The organism is Stenotrophomonas sp. 78350_Sma, assembly GCF_056482105.1.
Window position 1 is genome coordinate 2,654,465 of the sequence record NZ_CM151182.1, and the last position, 13,598, is coordinate 2,668,062.

The 13,598-nt window shown below is 63.6% G+C and carries 16 protein-coding genes and 2 pseudogenes; 6 read left to right on the plus strand and 12 right to left on the minus strand.

The window, feature by feature from the left end:
• Positions 1–2: 2 nt before the first annotated feature.
• Genes ACZK4H_RS12340 through moaA form a run of 4 tightly spaced genes read right to left on the minus strand, consistent with a single transcriptional unit; the run spans position 3 to position 3,500 of the window.
• Positions 3–263: a MoaD/ThiS family protein gene (locus tag ACZK4H_RS12340; RefSeq protein WP_099553422.1), complete on the minus strand. Its 261-nt coding sequence runs from the start codon at positions 261–263 to the stop codon at positions 3–5.
• Positions 263–1,516 (minus strand): molybdopterin molybdotransferase MoeA, encoded by a 1,254-nt coding sequence (locus ACZK4H_RS12345; RefSeq protein WP_099553420.1) that lies wholly within the window; start codon positions 1,514–1,516, stop codon positions 263–265. Before ACZK4H_RS12345 ends, ACZK4H_RS12340 begins: the two co-directional genes overlap by 1 nt.
• Positions 1,516–2,511, minus strand: coding sequence for a bifunctional molybdenum cofactor biosynthesis protein MoaC/MoaB (gene moaCB, locus ACZK4H_RS12350; RefSeq protein ID WP_099553417.1), 996 nt, complete (start codon positions 2,509–2,511; stop codon positions 1,516–1,518). The genes ACZK4H_RS12345 and moaCB overlap by 1 nt, the downstream gene beginning before the upstream one ends.
• Before the next feature lie 8 nt (positions 2,512–2,519).
• The gene (gene moaA / locus ACZK4H_RS12355; protein WP_099553415.1) at positions 2,520–3,500 is read right to left on the minus strand and encodes a GTP 3',8-cyclase MoaA; all 981 of its coding nucleotides are present in this window, start codon (positions 3,498–3,500) and stop codon (positions 2,520–2,522) included.
• A gap of 194 nt (positions 3,501–3,694) precedes the next feature.
• On the opposite strand from moaA, the gene ACZK4H_RS12360 reads away from it, so the two are divergent.
• A complete protein-coding gene (locus ACZK4H_RS12360; RefSeq protein ID WP_024958877.1) occupies positions 3,695–4,099 on the plus strand; it encodes a hypothetical protein in 405 nt (134 codons plus the stop codon).
• On the opposite strand, the gene ACZK4H_RS12365 is transcribed toward ACZK4H_RS12360, so the two are convergent.
• Positions 4,093–4,422 carry a hypothetical protein gene (locus ACZK4H_RS12365; protein WP_005416862.1) on the minus strand — a complete coding sequence of 110 codons (330 nt, stop codon included), beginning with the start codon at positions 4,420–4,422 and terminating at the stop codon, positions 4,093–4,095. The two genes, ACZK4H_RS12360 and ACZK4H_RS12365, sit on opposite strands and share 7 nt — an antisense overlap.
• Before the next feature lie 573 nt (positions 4,423–4,995).
• Here ACZK4H_RS12365 and ACZK4H_RS12370 point away from each other — a divergent pair.
• Positions 4,996–5,370: a hypothetical protein gene (locus ACZK4H_RS12370; RefSeq protein ID WP_099553413.1), complete on the plus strand. Its 375-nt coding sequence runs from the start codon at positions 4,996–4,998 to the stop codon at positions 5,368–5,370.
• Between the two features lie 35 nt (positions 5,371–5,405).
• Here ACZK4H_RS12370 and ACZK4H_RS12375 read toward each other — a convergent pair whose 3' ends face one another.
• The 6 genes and pseudogenes from ACZK4H_RS12375 to ACZK4H_RS12400 all read right to left on the minus strand — a co-directional run.
• Positions 5,406–5,750 (minus strand): DUF6984 family protein, encoded by a 345-nt coding sequence (locus ACZK4H_RS12375; protein WP_239503728.1) that lies wholly within the window; start codon positions 5,748–5,750, stop codon positions 5,406–5,408.
• A gap of 10 nt (positions 5,751–5,760) precedes the next feature.
• Positions 5,761–6,150 (minus strand): hypothetical protein, encoded by a 390-nt coding sequence (locus ACZK4H_RS12380; protein ID WP_099553411.1) that lies wholly within the window; start codon positions 6,148–6,150, stop codon positions 5,761–5,763.
• 1,415 nt (positions 6,151–7,565) lie between these two features.
• Positions 7,566–8,208: pseudogene (locus ACZK4H_RS12385) on the minus strand (RHS repeat-associated core domain-containing protein); the annotation flags it as partial.
• 14 nt (positions 8,209–8,222) lie between these two features.
• Positions 8,223–8,795 (minus strand): hypothetical protein, encoded by a 573-nt coding sequence (locus tag ACZK4H_RS12390; RefSeq protein WP_478472978.1) that lies wholly within the window; start codon positions 8,793–8,795, stop codon positions 8,223–8,225.
• Between the two features lie 50 nt (positions 8,796–8,845).
• Positions 8,846–9,058 (minus strand): hypothetical protein, encoded by a 213-nt coding sequence (locus ACZK4H_RS12395; RefSeq protein ID WP_234411782.1) that lies wholly within the window; start codon positions 9,056–9,058, stop codon positions 8,846–8,848.
• Positions 9,059–9,133: 75 nt separating this feature from the next.
• Positions 9,134–9,835: pseudogene (locus ACZK4H_RS12400) on the minus strand (RHS repeat-associated core domain-containing protein); the annotation flags it as partial.
• 356 nt (positions 9,836–10,191) lie between these two features.
• Here ACZK4H_RS12400 and ACZK4H_RS12405 point away from each other — a divergent pair.
• Positions 10,192–11,010, plus strand: a complete 819-nt coding sequence (locus ACZK4H_RS12405; RefSeq protein WP_099553403.1) for an alpha/beta fold hydrolase — start codon at positions 10,192–10,194, stop codon at positions 11,008–11,010.
• 19 nt (positions 11,011–11,029) lie between these two features.
• Here ACZK4H_RS12405 and ACZK4H_RS12410 read toward each other — a convergent pair whose 3' ends face one another.
• The gene (locus tag ACZK4H_RS12410; protein ID WP_099553401.1) at positions 11,030–11,347 is read right to left on the minus strand and encodes a hypothetical protein; all 318 of its coding nucleotides are present in this window, start codon (positions 11,345–11,347) and stop codon (positions 11,030–11,032) included.
• A 508-nt stretch (positions 11,348–11,855) separates the two neighbouring features.
• Between ACZK4H_RS12410 and ACZK4H_RS12415 the strand changes: the two genes are divergently transcribed.
• The 3 genes from ACZK4H_RS12415 (at position 11,856) to ACZK4H_RS12425 (ending at position 13,511) form a co-directional block, all read left to right on the plus strand.
• A complete protein-coding gene (locus tag ACZK4H_RS12415) occupies positions 11,856–12,461 on the plus strand; it encodes a hypothetical protein (RefSeq protein ID WP_242884726.1) in 606 nt (201 codons plus the stop codon).
• A gap of 116 nt (positions 12,462–12,577) precedes the next feature.
• Positions 12,578–12,946, plus strand: a complete 369-nt coding sequence (locus ACZK4H_RS12420) for a YbbD-related protein (protein WP_239503730.1) — start codon at positions 12,578–12,580, stop codon at positions 12,944–12,946.
• A gap of 34 nt (positions 12,947–12,980) precedes the next feature.
• Positions 12,981–13,511 carry a nuclear transport factor 2 family protein gene (locus tag ACZK4H_RS12425; protein WP_099553395.1) on the plus strand — a complete coding sequence of 177 codons (531 nt, stop codon included), beginning with the start codon at positions 12,981–12,983 and terminating at the stop codon, positions 13,509–13,511.
• Positions 13,512–13,598: the final 87 nt, after the last annotated feature.

Below are 13,598 nucleotides of genomic sequence, written 5' to 3' on the forward strand. Positions count from 1 at the left end.
GCTCAGCCCCCGCTCACCGGCGGCAGGATCGCCACCCGGCCATCGTCGGGCAGCGCCTCGTGGTCGCGCAGCACGCGTTGCTGGTCGGCGAACGCCGAGTAGTCCAGCAGGCCGGCGCGGAAACCCGGCCAACGCAGCGGCAGCAGTTCGCGCAGCGCCTGGCGCAGATCGGCCACGGTGTCACCGGCCACATCCACGGCAATCTCACGGCTGGCATCCAGGTCGGAAAACGCACCGAACAACTGCAGATTCACTTGTTTCATCATGACTCCTGGCTCACCAGCTGCACCGGTTCGTGGTGACCCCAGCCCTGCACGCGCACGTAGGTGCCAGCGCTGGCCAGGTCTCCCTCGGCCTCCAGCACCACCCAGGCGTTGGCCTGCAGCATGGACATCAAACGGAACGACTCCTGCCCGGACAGCACGCGCGCACTCAGGCGCCCCTGCCCGTCCATTTCCACCCGCGCACGCGCGTGGAAGCGCAGGCCCGGCGGCTTGCGCACGTCGGCCTGCAGCGGCAGCTGCAACATGAGCTCCGGCGCCAGCCCCAACAGGCGGCGCAGCACCGGCTCGACGAAGAAACGCTGACCCACGGCCGCCGACACCGGGTTGCCCGGCAGCCCGAAGTACAGCGCGCCATTGGGCAGCACCGCGAACAGCAGCGGCTTGCCTGGGCGGATCGCCACCTTGTGGAACACGATGCGCGCACCACGGCCGCGCAGCGCATCGGGAACGAAATCGTAGCGCCCGGCCGACACTGCCCCCGTACTGATCAGCACCTGCGCGCCAGCGGCCAGCGCTTCATCCAGCACCGCATTGAACGCGGCCACGTCGTCGCCCACCGTGCCCTGCCAGACCACCTCGGCACCGGCGGCCTGCAGGCGGCCGACCAGATACGGCCGGTTGCTGTCACGGATCTGCCCGGATTCCAGCGTCTGCGCCGCTTCGGTCACCAGCTCCTTGCCGGTGGCGATCACCGCCGCCTTCGGCCGTGCCACCACCGCCACCTGGCCCACGCCGATGGCATGCAGCAGCGTGCGCGCATTGATATCCAGCACCTGCCCGGCCTGCAGCACGCGCTCGCCTTCGCTCACGTCCTGGCTGCGCAGGCGCACGTGCTGGCCCGGCTTCACCGATGCCTTCAGGGCGATGCGGGTCGGGCGTCCCTCCTCGCTGGCGAGGATGTCCACGTTCTCGACCGGAACCACTGTGTCCAGCCCGGACGGCATGCGCGCACCGGTCATGATTTCCCAGGCACCCTCGCCGCCCTCGGCGCCGGCATCGCCGGCCGCCTGCCAGCCCTGCACCGCGAATTCGGTACCGGCCTCGAACGTCGCGCCGTTGGCGCGCAGCGCGAAGCCGTCCATCGCCGAATTGTCGAACGGCGGCAACGACTGCCCGCTGTGGATGTCACTGGCCAGGGTACGGCCGCCGGCCTCATGCAGCGGCAGGCGCTCGGCCGGCAGCGGCGTGGCCGCGTCCAGCAGGTGCTGCAAGGCTTCGCTGTAGGCAATCATCAGTGGCCACCACCCTCGACCATCGCCAGGGCGTGGCCCAGTACCGGCGCCAGGATATCCAGGCACTGCGCCGCCGCCTTCGGGCTGCCAGGCAATGCGAACACCAGCATGTTGCCCAGCTGCACCACCTCGGCGCGGCTCAGCCAGGCCATCGGCGTGTGCTGTGCACTCAGTGCCCGCACCATCTGCGCCAGGCCATGCACCGGCCGCGCGTCCAGGGAACGCAGCGCCTCCGGTGTCAGGTCACGCGGGCCCAGCCCGGTACCACCGGTACACAGGCACAGGCGCACGCCCTCGGCGGCCAGGGCCTGCAGGCGGCCCGCCAATGGTTCGATGCCATCAGGCAACACCTCGGCGGCCACCACCTCGCCGCCCAGCCTTTTCAGGCCGGTCACCAGGGTCGGGCCGGACACATCCTCATAGGTGCCTTCGCTGGCACGATCACTCAGCGTGATCACCGCGCAGGCCGCGCCCTGCAGGCCCTTCGGTGCACGCGGCTTGAAACGCGCGCGCTCGGCATCGTCCATGCCGTCGGGGTGCAGCCAGACACCGCGCTTGCCGCCTTCCTTGAACAGCAGGCGGATGCCTTCGATGCGCAGCGCCGGTTCCACCGGCTTGCTCAGGTCGTACAGGGTCAACAGCGCCGCGTTGACGCCGGCCAGTGCCTCCATCTCCACGCCGGTGCGTGCCTCGCTGGCGCACTCGCACCACACGCGGATCGCCTGCCGTTCCGGCACCGGCGCGCAGAACACCTGCACCAGTTCCAGCGGCAGCGGGTGGCACAGCGGCATCAGCATCGAGGCCATCTTGGCGCCCTGCAGGCCGGCAATCTCCGCCATCACCAGCGCATCGCCCTTGGGCAGGCGGCGCTCGACGATCAGCGGATAGGCCACCGGACCGGCATGCAGCTCGCCCACCGCCACCGCACGGCGGCGGGTGATGCGCTTGTCGCGGACATCGGCCATATGGAAGGCCGCATTCAATTCCCCACTCATCGTGTTGCTCATCCTCCGATGGAGGCCAGGTGCGGGGTCAGCCCGGTCTGGCCCTGGTGCAGTCCATGCCCGGCCGCTTTCAGGCCTAGCTGTGTGGTGATACGTGCCAGCAGCGCGTCGTGGTCATCGTCGCTCTGCAGCAGCGGGCGCAGCGGCACGCCGAACTCGCCGAACAGGCACAGCCGCAGGTCGCCCTTGGCGGTCACCCGCAGGCGGTTGCAGCCCTTGCAGAAGTCACGCGAATACGGGGCGATGATGCCGATGCTGCCGCGATGGTCGGGGTGGCCGAACTCGCGTGCCGGGCCGGCATCGGCGGCGCGCGGCCGCTCGTGCCAGCCAGCGGCCAGCAGCTGCTCGATCACCAGATCGGCGCGCAGGTGGTGGCGCTGGAAATAGGCTTCGTTGTCGCCGGTGCGCATCAGTTCGATGAAGCGCACGCTGAAGGGGCGGTCACGCAGGTAGTCCATCCACTGCGGCAGCTCGTCGTCGTTCAGGCCACGCAGCAGCACCGCGTTGAGCTTGATCGCCGGCAGGCCCAGCGCCTGCGCCAGGGCCAGGCCCTGTTCGATCTCCGGCAGGCGGTCGTGCCCGGTGATGGTCTTGAAGCGTTCGCGCTGCAGGCTGTCCATGCTCACGTTCAGCGCGGTCAGGCCAGCCCGGTGCCACCCCGGCAGGCGCCGCGGCAGCAGCGTGCCGTTGGTGGTGATGGCCACCTTGCGGATGCCCGGCACCGCCGCAACCGTGGCGATGATCTCGTCCAGGTCCTTGCGCAGGCTGGGCTCACCGCCGGTCAGGCGGATCTTGCTCATGCCCAGCGCGGCAAACGCACGCACCAGGCGCGAGATTTCATCCACCTGCAGGAAGCGCGGGCGGCCATCGGCCTGGTAACCGTCGGGCAGGCAGTAGCTGCAACGGAAGTTGCAGGCTTCGGTCAACGACAGGCGCAGGTACGGAAAGCTGCGTCCGAAACCGTCGGTGAGTTGGCTCATGGCTGGTCCACCTTGTTGCTCCACCGTTTTGCCTGTGCCCGGAACGGCCCGGATACCCTCGCCTGCTGGAACGATTGCCAGAGTACGCGGCCTTCAGTTCCATGGGCATGACTTAAATCAATCGCGTTCGGCCCCGCGCGGCAGGCGTTGTGGCAGCATGCGGCTTTCCGTGCAGCGGGCGTGTGACAACCCTCATGATGATGAACGATTTCCAGCAACTGCTGCATGCCGCCGGCGAGCAGGCTGAACCGCAACGCCTGCTGTTCGTATTCGTGCGCGCCGAGCTGCCCGAATCGCCCACCAGCGACCAGCGCGACCGGCATGACCGCCGCGAGGGCGGCACCCTGTCGCCGGTGCTGTGCGTGGACAAGCTGCCGGCCGAGGTGCCCAGCTTCCAGGCGCTGGCGGCCGAGTCGACCACCACCGGCATCGACTGGGACCTGGTGTTCGTGGCGGCGCTGGATGGCAGAGGCGGTTTCGCACCCAACAGCGACGAAGCCGCGCGCCCGCTGAAGCTGATGGTCAACGCCATCCATGACGGTCAGATCGGCCGCTTCGCCGCCTTCGACCGTGGCGGCGAGCCCGTTCAGTTCTATTGAGCCACCAGCTGCAGGGTCAGGAAGAAGATCACCAGCACGGTGTTCAGCCCCCAGGCCACGGTCAACCCGCGCGCGGCCACGCCCAGGTTGGGGTTGTGCGCGGTGGGCGCCGCCCGCCAGACCGCCGGGATGATCCAACCGGTATAGAGCAGCAGCACGGCAAATACCCCCAACAGCAGCGTGGTGCGCTGGTTGGCCAGCGCCCAGAGGGCTACCGCCCACAGAATGTTGCTGGGAATGACGCCCTGCAGCCAGAACACACTCCAGAGGCGGGAACGGCCCTGGGTGTCGGGGGTTGGGTGCAGCGAAGCGGTCGCGGTCATAAGTCTCCCTCTGATTAGGAAACGTGCTGAACAAGCCTGCGCTTGGTGGCTGGGAACGTCAACCCGAGTCGCACATCACGCTTTGACGCCTGTAGAGGCCAGCCATGTACAACTCAGCCCCCTCCCCGCAGAGCCTGTCGCCATCACCCCTCCCTGCTTGTTCCCTAACGCCCCCCAACCTCGACACCTGTCGCAGATTGCACGGTGCGGGTGGACCGCCGCGCCAGCCAGCGCTGGCAGTGCTTAACAGCGTGGGAGAATACCGAAAGCGTCTCCAATCGAGTGATGTTTGCAACTCTTCTGATTGGCATTGCACAGCGCCAGGGGCTCAGATGGCGTGCCACCGGAAAAGGGTGGCCGGGCTTCGAACACCCGAGTTGATGTTGATGTATGCGCTTGCCAGTCGGCGCCACCTTAGCGTGGCGCCGGCTGGCAATCCGTCTGCCGGCTATGGCGGGCGGTGCGTGGGGGCCTTCGGGCCCGCCGGACTGACATCAACCCGGTGTTCGAACCACGCACCGTCCGCCACTTTTATGGGTGGCGGCTACCGATTGCCCTGCACGGAGCCTTGCCATGAACGAATCGGACTTCCCGCATCTGCACGCCTACCGCAGCACCGCCCGCGACGACGGTTCGCCACAGGCTGCGCCCGCAGTGGATAGGAACACCTTCATTGCCAACCTCAACCGTATCGGCTCCGGTGCGGCGGCCGACGGACAACCCTGGCCGGAGCGTCACCAGCTGCCTGGGCGCTGCCTGGCCCTGGCCGATGCAGGTTGCGCGTTGAGCGGGTTGCGGGTGGTGCTGGAAATGCTGCTGGCGGCGGAACGAACCCGGCAGAACGGCGAGCCGGAAGAGTACGTGGGCGACCGGGTGATGGAGGGGTTGGTCATGGCCTGCCAGTCGTTGTGCGCGCAGGCGGTGGGGCGGTTGCAGCCCGAAGGGTGAACGCGATGCGCCACGCCCTTCGGCGAGGACCGCTTTCAGCAGGTGTCAGTGCTCGCTGAAAGCCTCCTCAGATCGACCCCGATGATCGGTGAGAAGTCCACTTTGCACAGCTCCAGCTCGAAGAGCTGATCGTGATTGTCCAGGCACAGGGTGACTCTCACCGGCACGCCGTCGGCATCGGCAAGCATTGCAGTGGCAATGTCGCTTCCGAAGACCTGGGTCGTGCTGGACAGGAACACCACGCCTCCGAATCCGACGACCTCCACGTCCTCCACCTGGGCGAGCGCCAGATCCTTCAACAACCGTTCGGACAGCTCGGTCGTCTCCGGCAGCAGCCTATGGATGAGGGAGACCTCGTCGGGGGTGAGGAATCTGGGCACGGAATGTCCTTCAGGGCACTGCATCCGCCATCGGCTGATTCTCGATCCGCCATGTCCTGGCGTAGATCAGAATGACGCTTCCGGTCGAGCTGGTCTCGATACGAAAACACTTCAGACCGGACAGCGGATAGCCGACCGCCTTCCAACGATCAAGAAGATCAGCGAGTCCCGGCTCGTCATCGTCCACCATGGCGAACTCAATTCCCTCGTCACCCAGTACGCCGAAGTTCATGAGAGCCGAGCACCCGTAGGCTTCCGAGAAGCAAACGGTTGCCTGCCGGCCGTCCGGCCAGCGCACCTGAACCTTTACCTCATCGCATACGCCTGGATTGCTTCTGTCAATGTCGATAGCCAGCAACGTGGCGTCACACCATTCGAACGCGTTGAAATCCTCATTCATCTACGGGAACCTCTCAGACGTATACAGCTGGACGACCGAAACGTGACACCGCCGCCATTTGCTATGGCGGGCATAAGTGCTCCTGCGGGCCTTGTGGAACGGCCAGGATCTCGGCACGACGGTCGGCATCAGAGAATCGCTCGTTCCGGCAGACTGTCGGCCTAAGTAGTCATCAAACCCCGACACGGAAACAGCCAGCACTCGGCAGAGCAGCATGGTGGGATAGAGAGTCCTCTGACTGGCGACGAAGGCGTACCTCACGTGGACTCTTTGGCAAAGAACGCCGCCGCCCCTTTTTTAGGATTTCACACTCCATCCGTAGCAAGGAACGACAGAATCGGTAGCAACGGGCGCGGCCTCGCGGAAACCGCCACGTCCATGCGCCTCAGTCTCGCCGCGCATGGCCAGCCCGCTACGGATTCCTGACCCGCCACAAACAGCCCAAGCCTCGCCCCGGCAGTCGGCATCAAGGGGTGAAAGGCTCAGACCTGTAGTCACACCCATTGATGTCGCGAAACACTACTGAGTATTCCTTATGTTCATCTGCCTGCCCGGGAACGAAGAGACCGTTTGCATCAAACAATACTACCTGCGGCTTGCCGCGACTGACACGCAGACTCCGGGTGGGGCCAGCAACCTCCTCAAGGATCGGGTTGAAAATCTTCCAACTTGGGCTTCCCTTCGGTCTCTGCTCGGTGACCGCGCTCCGGGCAGCGACATGACCGTCGGGACCGTCGAGCGCAATCCGGATTGCGGGACCAGACATATGCGTCACCTCGAATCTACCAACCCAGGATTCGGCAACTGAAGCCGATTCGACATACCTTATCTGGGCCTCACTGCAGACCTTGTGACCATCAAGTGTGGAACATGCCGCACTACTCAGTGCGATCGCTAGGAAAAGCGCGACGTTCTTCAATTCACCGCCCCCTGATTATCAATCGATGCTTGCCACTATCATCCCACTGTTGCCTTGACCTGATCACCGCAGGAAGAATGCTCTCCGACAAATGGCTCTGCATTGCGGCAGCACTTTGCACCTCACATTCCTGCGCGCTCTGATACCGGTTTGCGCCAATATTAGCTTCGAATCGCTCTGCGGCCGCTCTTGCATTTTCGGCCCAGCCCTGCAGGTCTCCGACATGATCCATTTCGTCACGCATCGTCGAACGCCTGATGGCAGGAGAATCATATCGGTCGCGCATCAGCACAGTGGGGGTGGGGCCAACGGCATATTCTTCAAGATAGTGGCCCGCAGCATCGCAATTGCACTTAGGGCTGATAGTCCATTCCATGGTCGTCCGAGCAAGCGTATTGGCCCTGAATTCAGATGTCGGTGCGCCCGGGTACGTCGCAGTCATGTCGCCATTTCGAGTTCCCCTCTTCCATGCAACCGGATTCAACTCCCAATCCAGCAACCCAAATGGATCCATCGAAGCGACCGGCCTCGCACTCGCATAGAGATACAACAAAATGCCGCCATTCAATCCCAACGGATCGCCCTGAGAATACCGCCCGACCTCAGGGTCATACTCTCGCTGCGAGTTGTAGAAGAAGCCGCTCGCATCGGTCGCCTGCTGCCCCGGGAAACGGAGGGCCAATAGAAAGGACAGGCCATCACCATCTGGATCCGCACTCGGAATCTGGTTGCCGAACACCTCGCTCTTGTTGCTCCACTCCCAGATCGAGACATTCCGTACCGGATCGATCACCACGCGCGGTGTACCCAGATGGTCCGGCTGGACATAGGCCAGCTCCGGCACACCTGTGCTTGGCACATTGATGAGTGCCACCGGGTAGTTGTCCAGCCAGATCGCCTGCTGCTGAGCCTCGCCCGTCGCCGAATAATTGCCCAGCCACTTCCCTGCCTCGCCATAGAGCGTAATCTGCGCTGCACCACCGGCCGGCTTGCGCAGCACGCGCTCACCACGATGGTTGTACGCGTAGCTCTCCAGTGTGGCGTTACCCTGCTTCACCACGTTCATGCGGTTAGTATCGCTGCAGGTAAACGATCTGCTGCCAGAGCGTGGCATTCCCTGCTGCGTCAGGGCTGCGCGCAGCGAGACGATTCGCTACCGTCCGCTGCCCCAGGAGCTGCCGCCGACCAATCGAGCCATCTGAACAGACCACGTCTCCAGAAGATGCTGCGCGCCCGATTCACCACCATTCTTCAGTACAGAAAGAATCGCATCCAATCTACTTTTAATAGCATTGGACATTGGCAACTTCAAAGGCGTCTTCAGCGTCGCATCCGCTGCCACGAAATCGCCAAGCCGGATGGCGGATATGTATTTTACCCATTCTGAATAGTCGCTTGTGAAGTCAAGACTGTCGACATAGAGCAACAAGTCTGCCGCCGCTCTAACCCTCTCAAGATTTTCGACGTACTCAGTATGCATGCCACAGAAGAAACGTTCATCTCCTTTCGCAACTGCAACCCTCTGGCCTAGAGACATGTGCAGGAACGACAAATCATCATAGGTCGGAAGCACGAAGGTCCATAAGTAGATAGCAGACGGTGCAGGGTCTATCGCAAACCCAGAGATCACATCTCGCGTATACGAGGCAATCAAGAAATTCCCAACGACCCGCATGCCGCTTTTCCTGGCGTCTTTTTTCAATCTCCGCAGATCAAACGCTCTCATGCTATGCCACGGACCTTCCTGGAGGGCTGAGGAGCTCCCTGTTTCATGTCTCACACATTAAGAATCCGCCGGATCACCGGAGAGTCGATCAGCAGGTTCTCGCCGAGCGCTTTCGCAAGATCCTGCAACTCGGCAGACCATCCCTCAACGTGCGGAAGCGCCACCCTGGTGAACAAGGTCCTCTTCCCATCTGCCCCCACCCGAAAAACAACCAATTCCTTTGCATCTTCATCAACACAGACGAGATGGTCATACGTATTCATTGTCAATTGTTCCATGTATTCAATGGCGGAATAGGACTTCCGCTACGACACGCAGCATATCTCTGCGTCGCCGACGCAGCTGCCGTTGCCGCCGTCCTTGTCGCACTTCTGCGACTTCGAGGTGATGGTCGCAACGAATTCTTCGCTGACGCAGGCGTTATGCTTGTTAGACCACTGTGTGAGGGGGATCGGGCAGTTCAGACGCCGGGTCCGCGTCATCTGGGCATCGCTTGGATAGGGCGTGCACGGCGACTCGGCTGTGTTGTCGCCGGTCATGTATATCACTTCAAAATCACGTGTCTCGATGGTTCCTTCCATGTCCGGACTGAGCGCATACCACTCACTTGCCGGCGTGACCGTTGCACCAGGGCATATAGGATTCTCTGCCTGAACCATGGCCAGATGGTCGGCAACCATTGCCTCTTCTGTTGGGAACTGCGCGGTGCTTAGATACGACCAATCAGGGTCGGAGGGCTGAGACTTTCCCATCCAATAGGTGATCGACGTATTGCCGTTCAAGTCCACGACTTTCGACTTGATCTTGTCGACAGATTGCCAGCCGAACTGGAACTCCGGCGGGAACGGGCTGGGTGCGGGCAGGTTCTTGATGGCAGCCACCGCCGCCTGTTGGGTCTTGTACTGCGTCGAATTGCCGCCGGGCTGCGAAATGCGCCAGGAAATCTTGCTTTCCTGCGCCTGTGCCACAACAGGGGCGAAGCAGCCGAGGGCAACGATCGCCAGCACGGCACACGAAATGGTCTTCAGTCGTTCCAACATCCCTGTTCTCCTTCCTGGACGAACACAGCGCCGGCGGGAACGAGAACGCGAAGGTGTTCCCCGCGTCATGCTTCGGATCGTCCCTGGTCCGGAATGCGGCAGTGCCACATGCCGCCTTTGTCGTTGAGGACGCTTGCACATTCAAGTGTGGAGTCGCGTAACCGATCACAGATTCAAGTATCCAACGCCATTCAGCGGACTGCGCCCTGTCCCCATGACTTCCTGCACAGGCAGTCGGTGTTATACCTCACTACATTACCAGCACGGCCTGTCGCGAGGTCGGCAGGCTACGGCACTCCGCTGCAGACCTGACCCATCGGAAGGGCTGGCACGCGGCATGGCCCAGGGGAATGGCAATGAAGAGCAACCGAGTGACGTTGTGGGTGCTGGCCGCGGTGATGGCCGCAACAGGCACCGTCCACGCCGGGGAAATCCAGGTGGATCGGGGCACTTATGCACTGCAGGCCGAGGAGACGGGGGCCGGCCCGATCACCGTGGTCTTCGAATCCGGCTTCGGGCAGGGTGCGGGTGCCTGGAAGGAGGTGGTCGCGGGTCTGGGGCGCGATTACCACAGCATCACCTACGCCCGTGCAGGGCTCGGCAAGTCCGGCAGCGATGGTCACCCCAAGCGCATCGATGCGCACCTGGCCGACCTCACGGCCGTGATCGATACGCTCGCTCCCGGTCGCCGCGTTGTACTGGTGGGTCATTCCTATGGCGGCCTGCTGGCCACGGAGTTTGCACGCCGCCATCCGGAACGCCTGCAAGGCCTGGTGCTGGTGGACCCGGCCACGATGGGGCAGCGCCATGCGTTCAAGCAGGCCGACAGTGCCCGCGTGCAGGCAGATGATGCCCAGCTGCGGGCGATGCTGCCGCCAGCCATGGCCGCCGACTACGCCGTGCTGACCGAACAACTGGATGCACCCGGTGCGGTGACCCCGCGCACGATGCCGGACGTGCCGGTGGTGCTGCTGACTGCAACGCAACTGGCTGCCGAACCGCTGTTCTTCGAGGAAACCGCAGCGGGCAAGGCACTCTGGAAGGCACAGCACTCGCTGCTCTTCTCTGGGTTCACGCGCGGTACGCATCGCTACCTGGCGACCGGGCACACCCTCCAGCGCGAGGATCCTGCTGCGGTGGTGGCCGCCATCAGAGCTGTTGTGGACCAGCCCTAGCGCCCGGCGACAACGCACTTCATGACCGCGACCGCTCTGGCCGGCGGCGCCTGCGCTCCCGACGCCGCACCTGCCTCCGCGGCCGCCCGGCATGCATGCCCTCCCGCAGTGCGATATGCCCGAACATCAGCGCCGCAGCAACGAGCCCCGTCGCCACCAGTACTTCGAATCCCCGATCACCAAAGAGCAGGCGGATCGATATCTCCAGTGAGCACAGCCTGCCGCAGCGCAGGCCCTGCTCGTTGAAGCCATAGATGAGCACCAGTACGCCCATCAGCCAGCACAACGCCATCAGGGCCAGGCTTGCGATGAAGATGAAAGGTCGATGGATACGCATGCGCTCGTCGCGATCTTCTACGGTGATGTCCAGCGCGACGTTGCGAGCACGCGATCGGAAGCATCCAGCTCTACCGACCAGGCTTCGGTATCCAGGCCCAACCGGTTCTCATACCACCATCGCTGCGCACAGCGGCCACTGCATCCGCTGCTGGCATAGCGGGCAAAGGGAACACCGGCGTGCTCCACCACGTCAGGCGGCCCCAGCGCCCGGAGTACCTCGACCCTGCTCGCCCCGACCGGGACTGAAGCAAGCGCATGGGAATGCCACGCCGAGATCGCCGAGCAACCAGCAACGTACGCCACGAACAGGCCGGCAAGCCCCCCACATCAGTGTCCTCATTGACAGATCCCCTCCTGCGCCGCGCGCCCGCGCATCATCCGCGCAGACCTTCTTCAACGTCAAAGCTCGACAAGCGGGCCTGTTGCAGCGCCCGGCATCCGTGCTAGCGTGCGCCGTCAAACTCTCCATGGGGTGCAGGATGCGCAATGGAATGGGACGGAATCTGGTGATCGCCTGCATGGCCCTCGCTGTTGCCCCAGCGGCGGCAACAACGGCCGCAACAGCGACCGCAACGCCCGGTGATCGTGGGCAGGATTTCGTACAGACGCAGGCAATCGCAGCACGCTGCCAGAAGACCCTCCCTGGCTTGAAACTGCAGTTGCAGGAAGGTCGCCAGCACTGGCTGTCGACACTCGACGCCGCACAACTGCAGGCCGCCGAGGTCTATGCCAGCAGCAAGGAAGGCAAGGCTCTGGAAAAGGATGTGGAGCGGGATGCCTCCCGCGCCTTCGGTCGCAATCCCCTGTCCGCCGCAGCGACCTGCGTTGGCCTGCTCGCCGAGTACGGCCCGGCCCATCCGCTGCCTGCCGGAACGGCCATGCCGACCGACCGGGTGCAGCACTACATGCTGCACTTCGCGCCGATGGCACTGGCCCGGTTGCAATGCGCCCGCCTGGAGGGCATCGACGTGACAGCCCAACCCGATGGCTCGGAAACCTGGCAGTACCGGGCCTGCGGCCGGACCGAATCCGTCCGCATGGCCCCGCTCGGACAGAGCTGGTCGATGAACGATGCGGACCGCAATCGCCTGTTCGACGCGCTGACCCGATAGGTCGGACGGCATTCCACGGGGACGCAAGGACGATGTTTCCACTCGCCATCTGGACCAGGACGCGATCCATCCTTCCATTGACGGTCTGCACGGCGCTCAGCGCCTGCAGCCTGGTGATGGACAGTTCGTTCGACACTCTGCGCGAGGCGCTTGACGCCGACATGGTGAACAAGGGATGGATTCCCGGCTGGCTGCCCCACGAGGCGACCGACCTGCGCGAGGTGCATGACCTCGACTCAAACACCAGCGCGCTGGCCTTCACCAAGCCCCCTGCGATACCACTGCAGCTGCCTGCGGATTGCCAGGCAACCACATTCAACAACAGTGATCCTGTTGCGTTCAATCGATACTGGTGGCCCGGCAACGCGAGGCTCAACAAATCGTACCGCGTCTTTCGCTGCGCGCCTGAATCCGGAAAGTCAGTCTTCGTCGCCATCAACAGGGCAGAAGACCGCGTTCTTTTCTGGCGAACCTACGCGCGGTGATGCGCCTGCGCCGCCGCGCCTCCCTCAGGAACCCATGATGCCCAATGCACGCGCACGCTTCGCCGCCCTCGCCCTGTTGCTCCCGGCGTGGCTGCCGGCCTACGCCGCGCAGAACGCCCCCGCCGACGTCAAGGCGATCGAACAGGTGGTCGAATCGTTCCGCACCTCGCTGATCAACAAGGACAAGCCGACCTACATGAGCCTGTTCTTCTCGGACAAGGCGGAAGATATCGGCTGGCAGTTCGTCTCCGAGGACGTTCGCCTGCAGGACATCCGCAAGGCCAAGCCCGACGCGATCAAGGCACGGCAGATTCCCACCAACAACTTCATCGCGCTGATCGACGGGGCAGTGGCCTCGCCGAAGCCGAAGGAGGAGACATTCTCCAACACGAAGATCGAGACAGATGGCGATGTGGCTTCGGTGTCGTTCGACTACAGCTTCCACGACGATGGGGTGAAGACCAACTGGGGCAAGGAAATGTGGCAGCTGATCCGGACCGAACAGGGCTGGAAGATCTTCTCGGTGATCTACTCGGTCCGCGATTCACGCAGCCCATCCGATTGAGCAGGGCTTGATGCGGGCGCCCTCACCCGCGATCCATTCAGCAAGGGCATTGGCATTCGGCGAGCGATCGGGCAGAGTTCGGCCTCG

Bases quoted from the DNA above. Each gene is read 5' to 3' on its own strand.
- ACZK4H_RS12340 (WP_099553422.1), bottom strand. From the start codon at position 263: ATGAAACAAGTGAATCTGCAGTTGTTCGGTGCGTTTTCCGACCTGGAT.
- ACZK4H_RS12345 (WP_099553420.1), bottom strand. From the start codon at position 1,516: ATGATTGCCTACAGCGAAGCCTTGCAGCACCTGCTGGACGCGGCCACG.
- moaCB (WP_099553417.1), bottom strand. From the start codon at position 2,511: ATGAGTGGGGAATTGAATGCGGCCTTCCATATGGCCGATGTCCGCGAC.
- moaA (WP_099553415.1), bottom strand. From the start codon at position 3,500: ATGAGCCAACTCACCGACGGTTTCGGACGCAGCTTTCCGTACCTGCGC.
- ACZK4H_RS12360 (WP_024958877.1), top strand. From the start codon at position 3,695: ATGATGATGAACGATTTCCAGCAACTGCTGCATGCCGCCGGCGAGCAG.
- ACZK4H_RS12365 (WP_005416862.1), bottom strand. From the start codon at position 4,422: ATGACCGCGACCGCTTCGCTGCACCCAACCCCCGACACCCAGGGCCGT.
- ACZK4H_RS12370 (WP_099553413.1), top strand. From the start codon at position 4,996: ATGAACGAATCGGACTTCCCGCATCTGCACGCCTACCGCAGCACCGCC.
- ACZK4H_RS12380 (WP_099553411.1), bottom strand. From the start codon at position 6,150: ATGAATGAGGATTTCAACGCGTTCGAATGGTGTGACGCCACGTTGCTG.
- ACZK4H_RS12390 (WP_478472978.1), bottom strand. From the start codon at position 8,795: ATGAGAGCGTTTGATCTGCGGAGATTGAAAAAAGACGCCAGGAAAAGC.
- ACZK4H_RS12395 (WP_234411782.1), bottom strand. From the start codon at position 9,058: ATGAATACGTATGACCATCTCGTCTGTGTTGATGAAGATGCAAAGGAA.
- ACZK4H_RS12405 (WP_099553403.1), top strand. From the start codon at position 10,192: ATGAAGAGCAACCGAGTGACGTTGTGGGTGCTGGCCGCGGTGATGGCC.
- ACZK4H_RS12410 (WP_099553401.1), bottom strand. From the start codon at position 11,347: ATGCGTATCCATCGACCTTTCATCTTCATCGCAAGCCTGGCCCTGATG.
- ACZK4H_RS12420 (WP_239503730.1), top strand. From the start codon at position 12,578: ATGGACAGTTCGTTCGACACTCTGCGCGAGGCGCTTGACGCCGACATG.
- ACZK4H_RS12425 (WP_099553395.1), top strand. From the start codon at position 12,981: ATGATGCCCAATGCACGCGCACGCTTCGCCGCCCTCGCCCTGTTGCTC.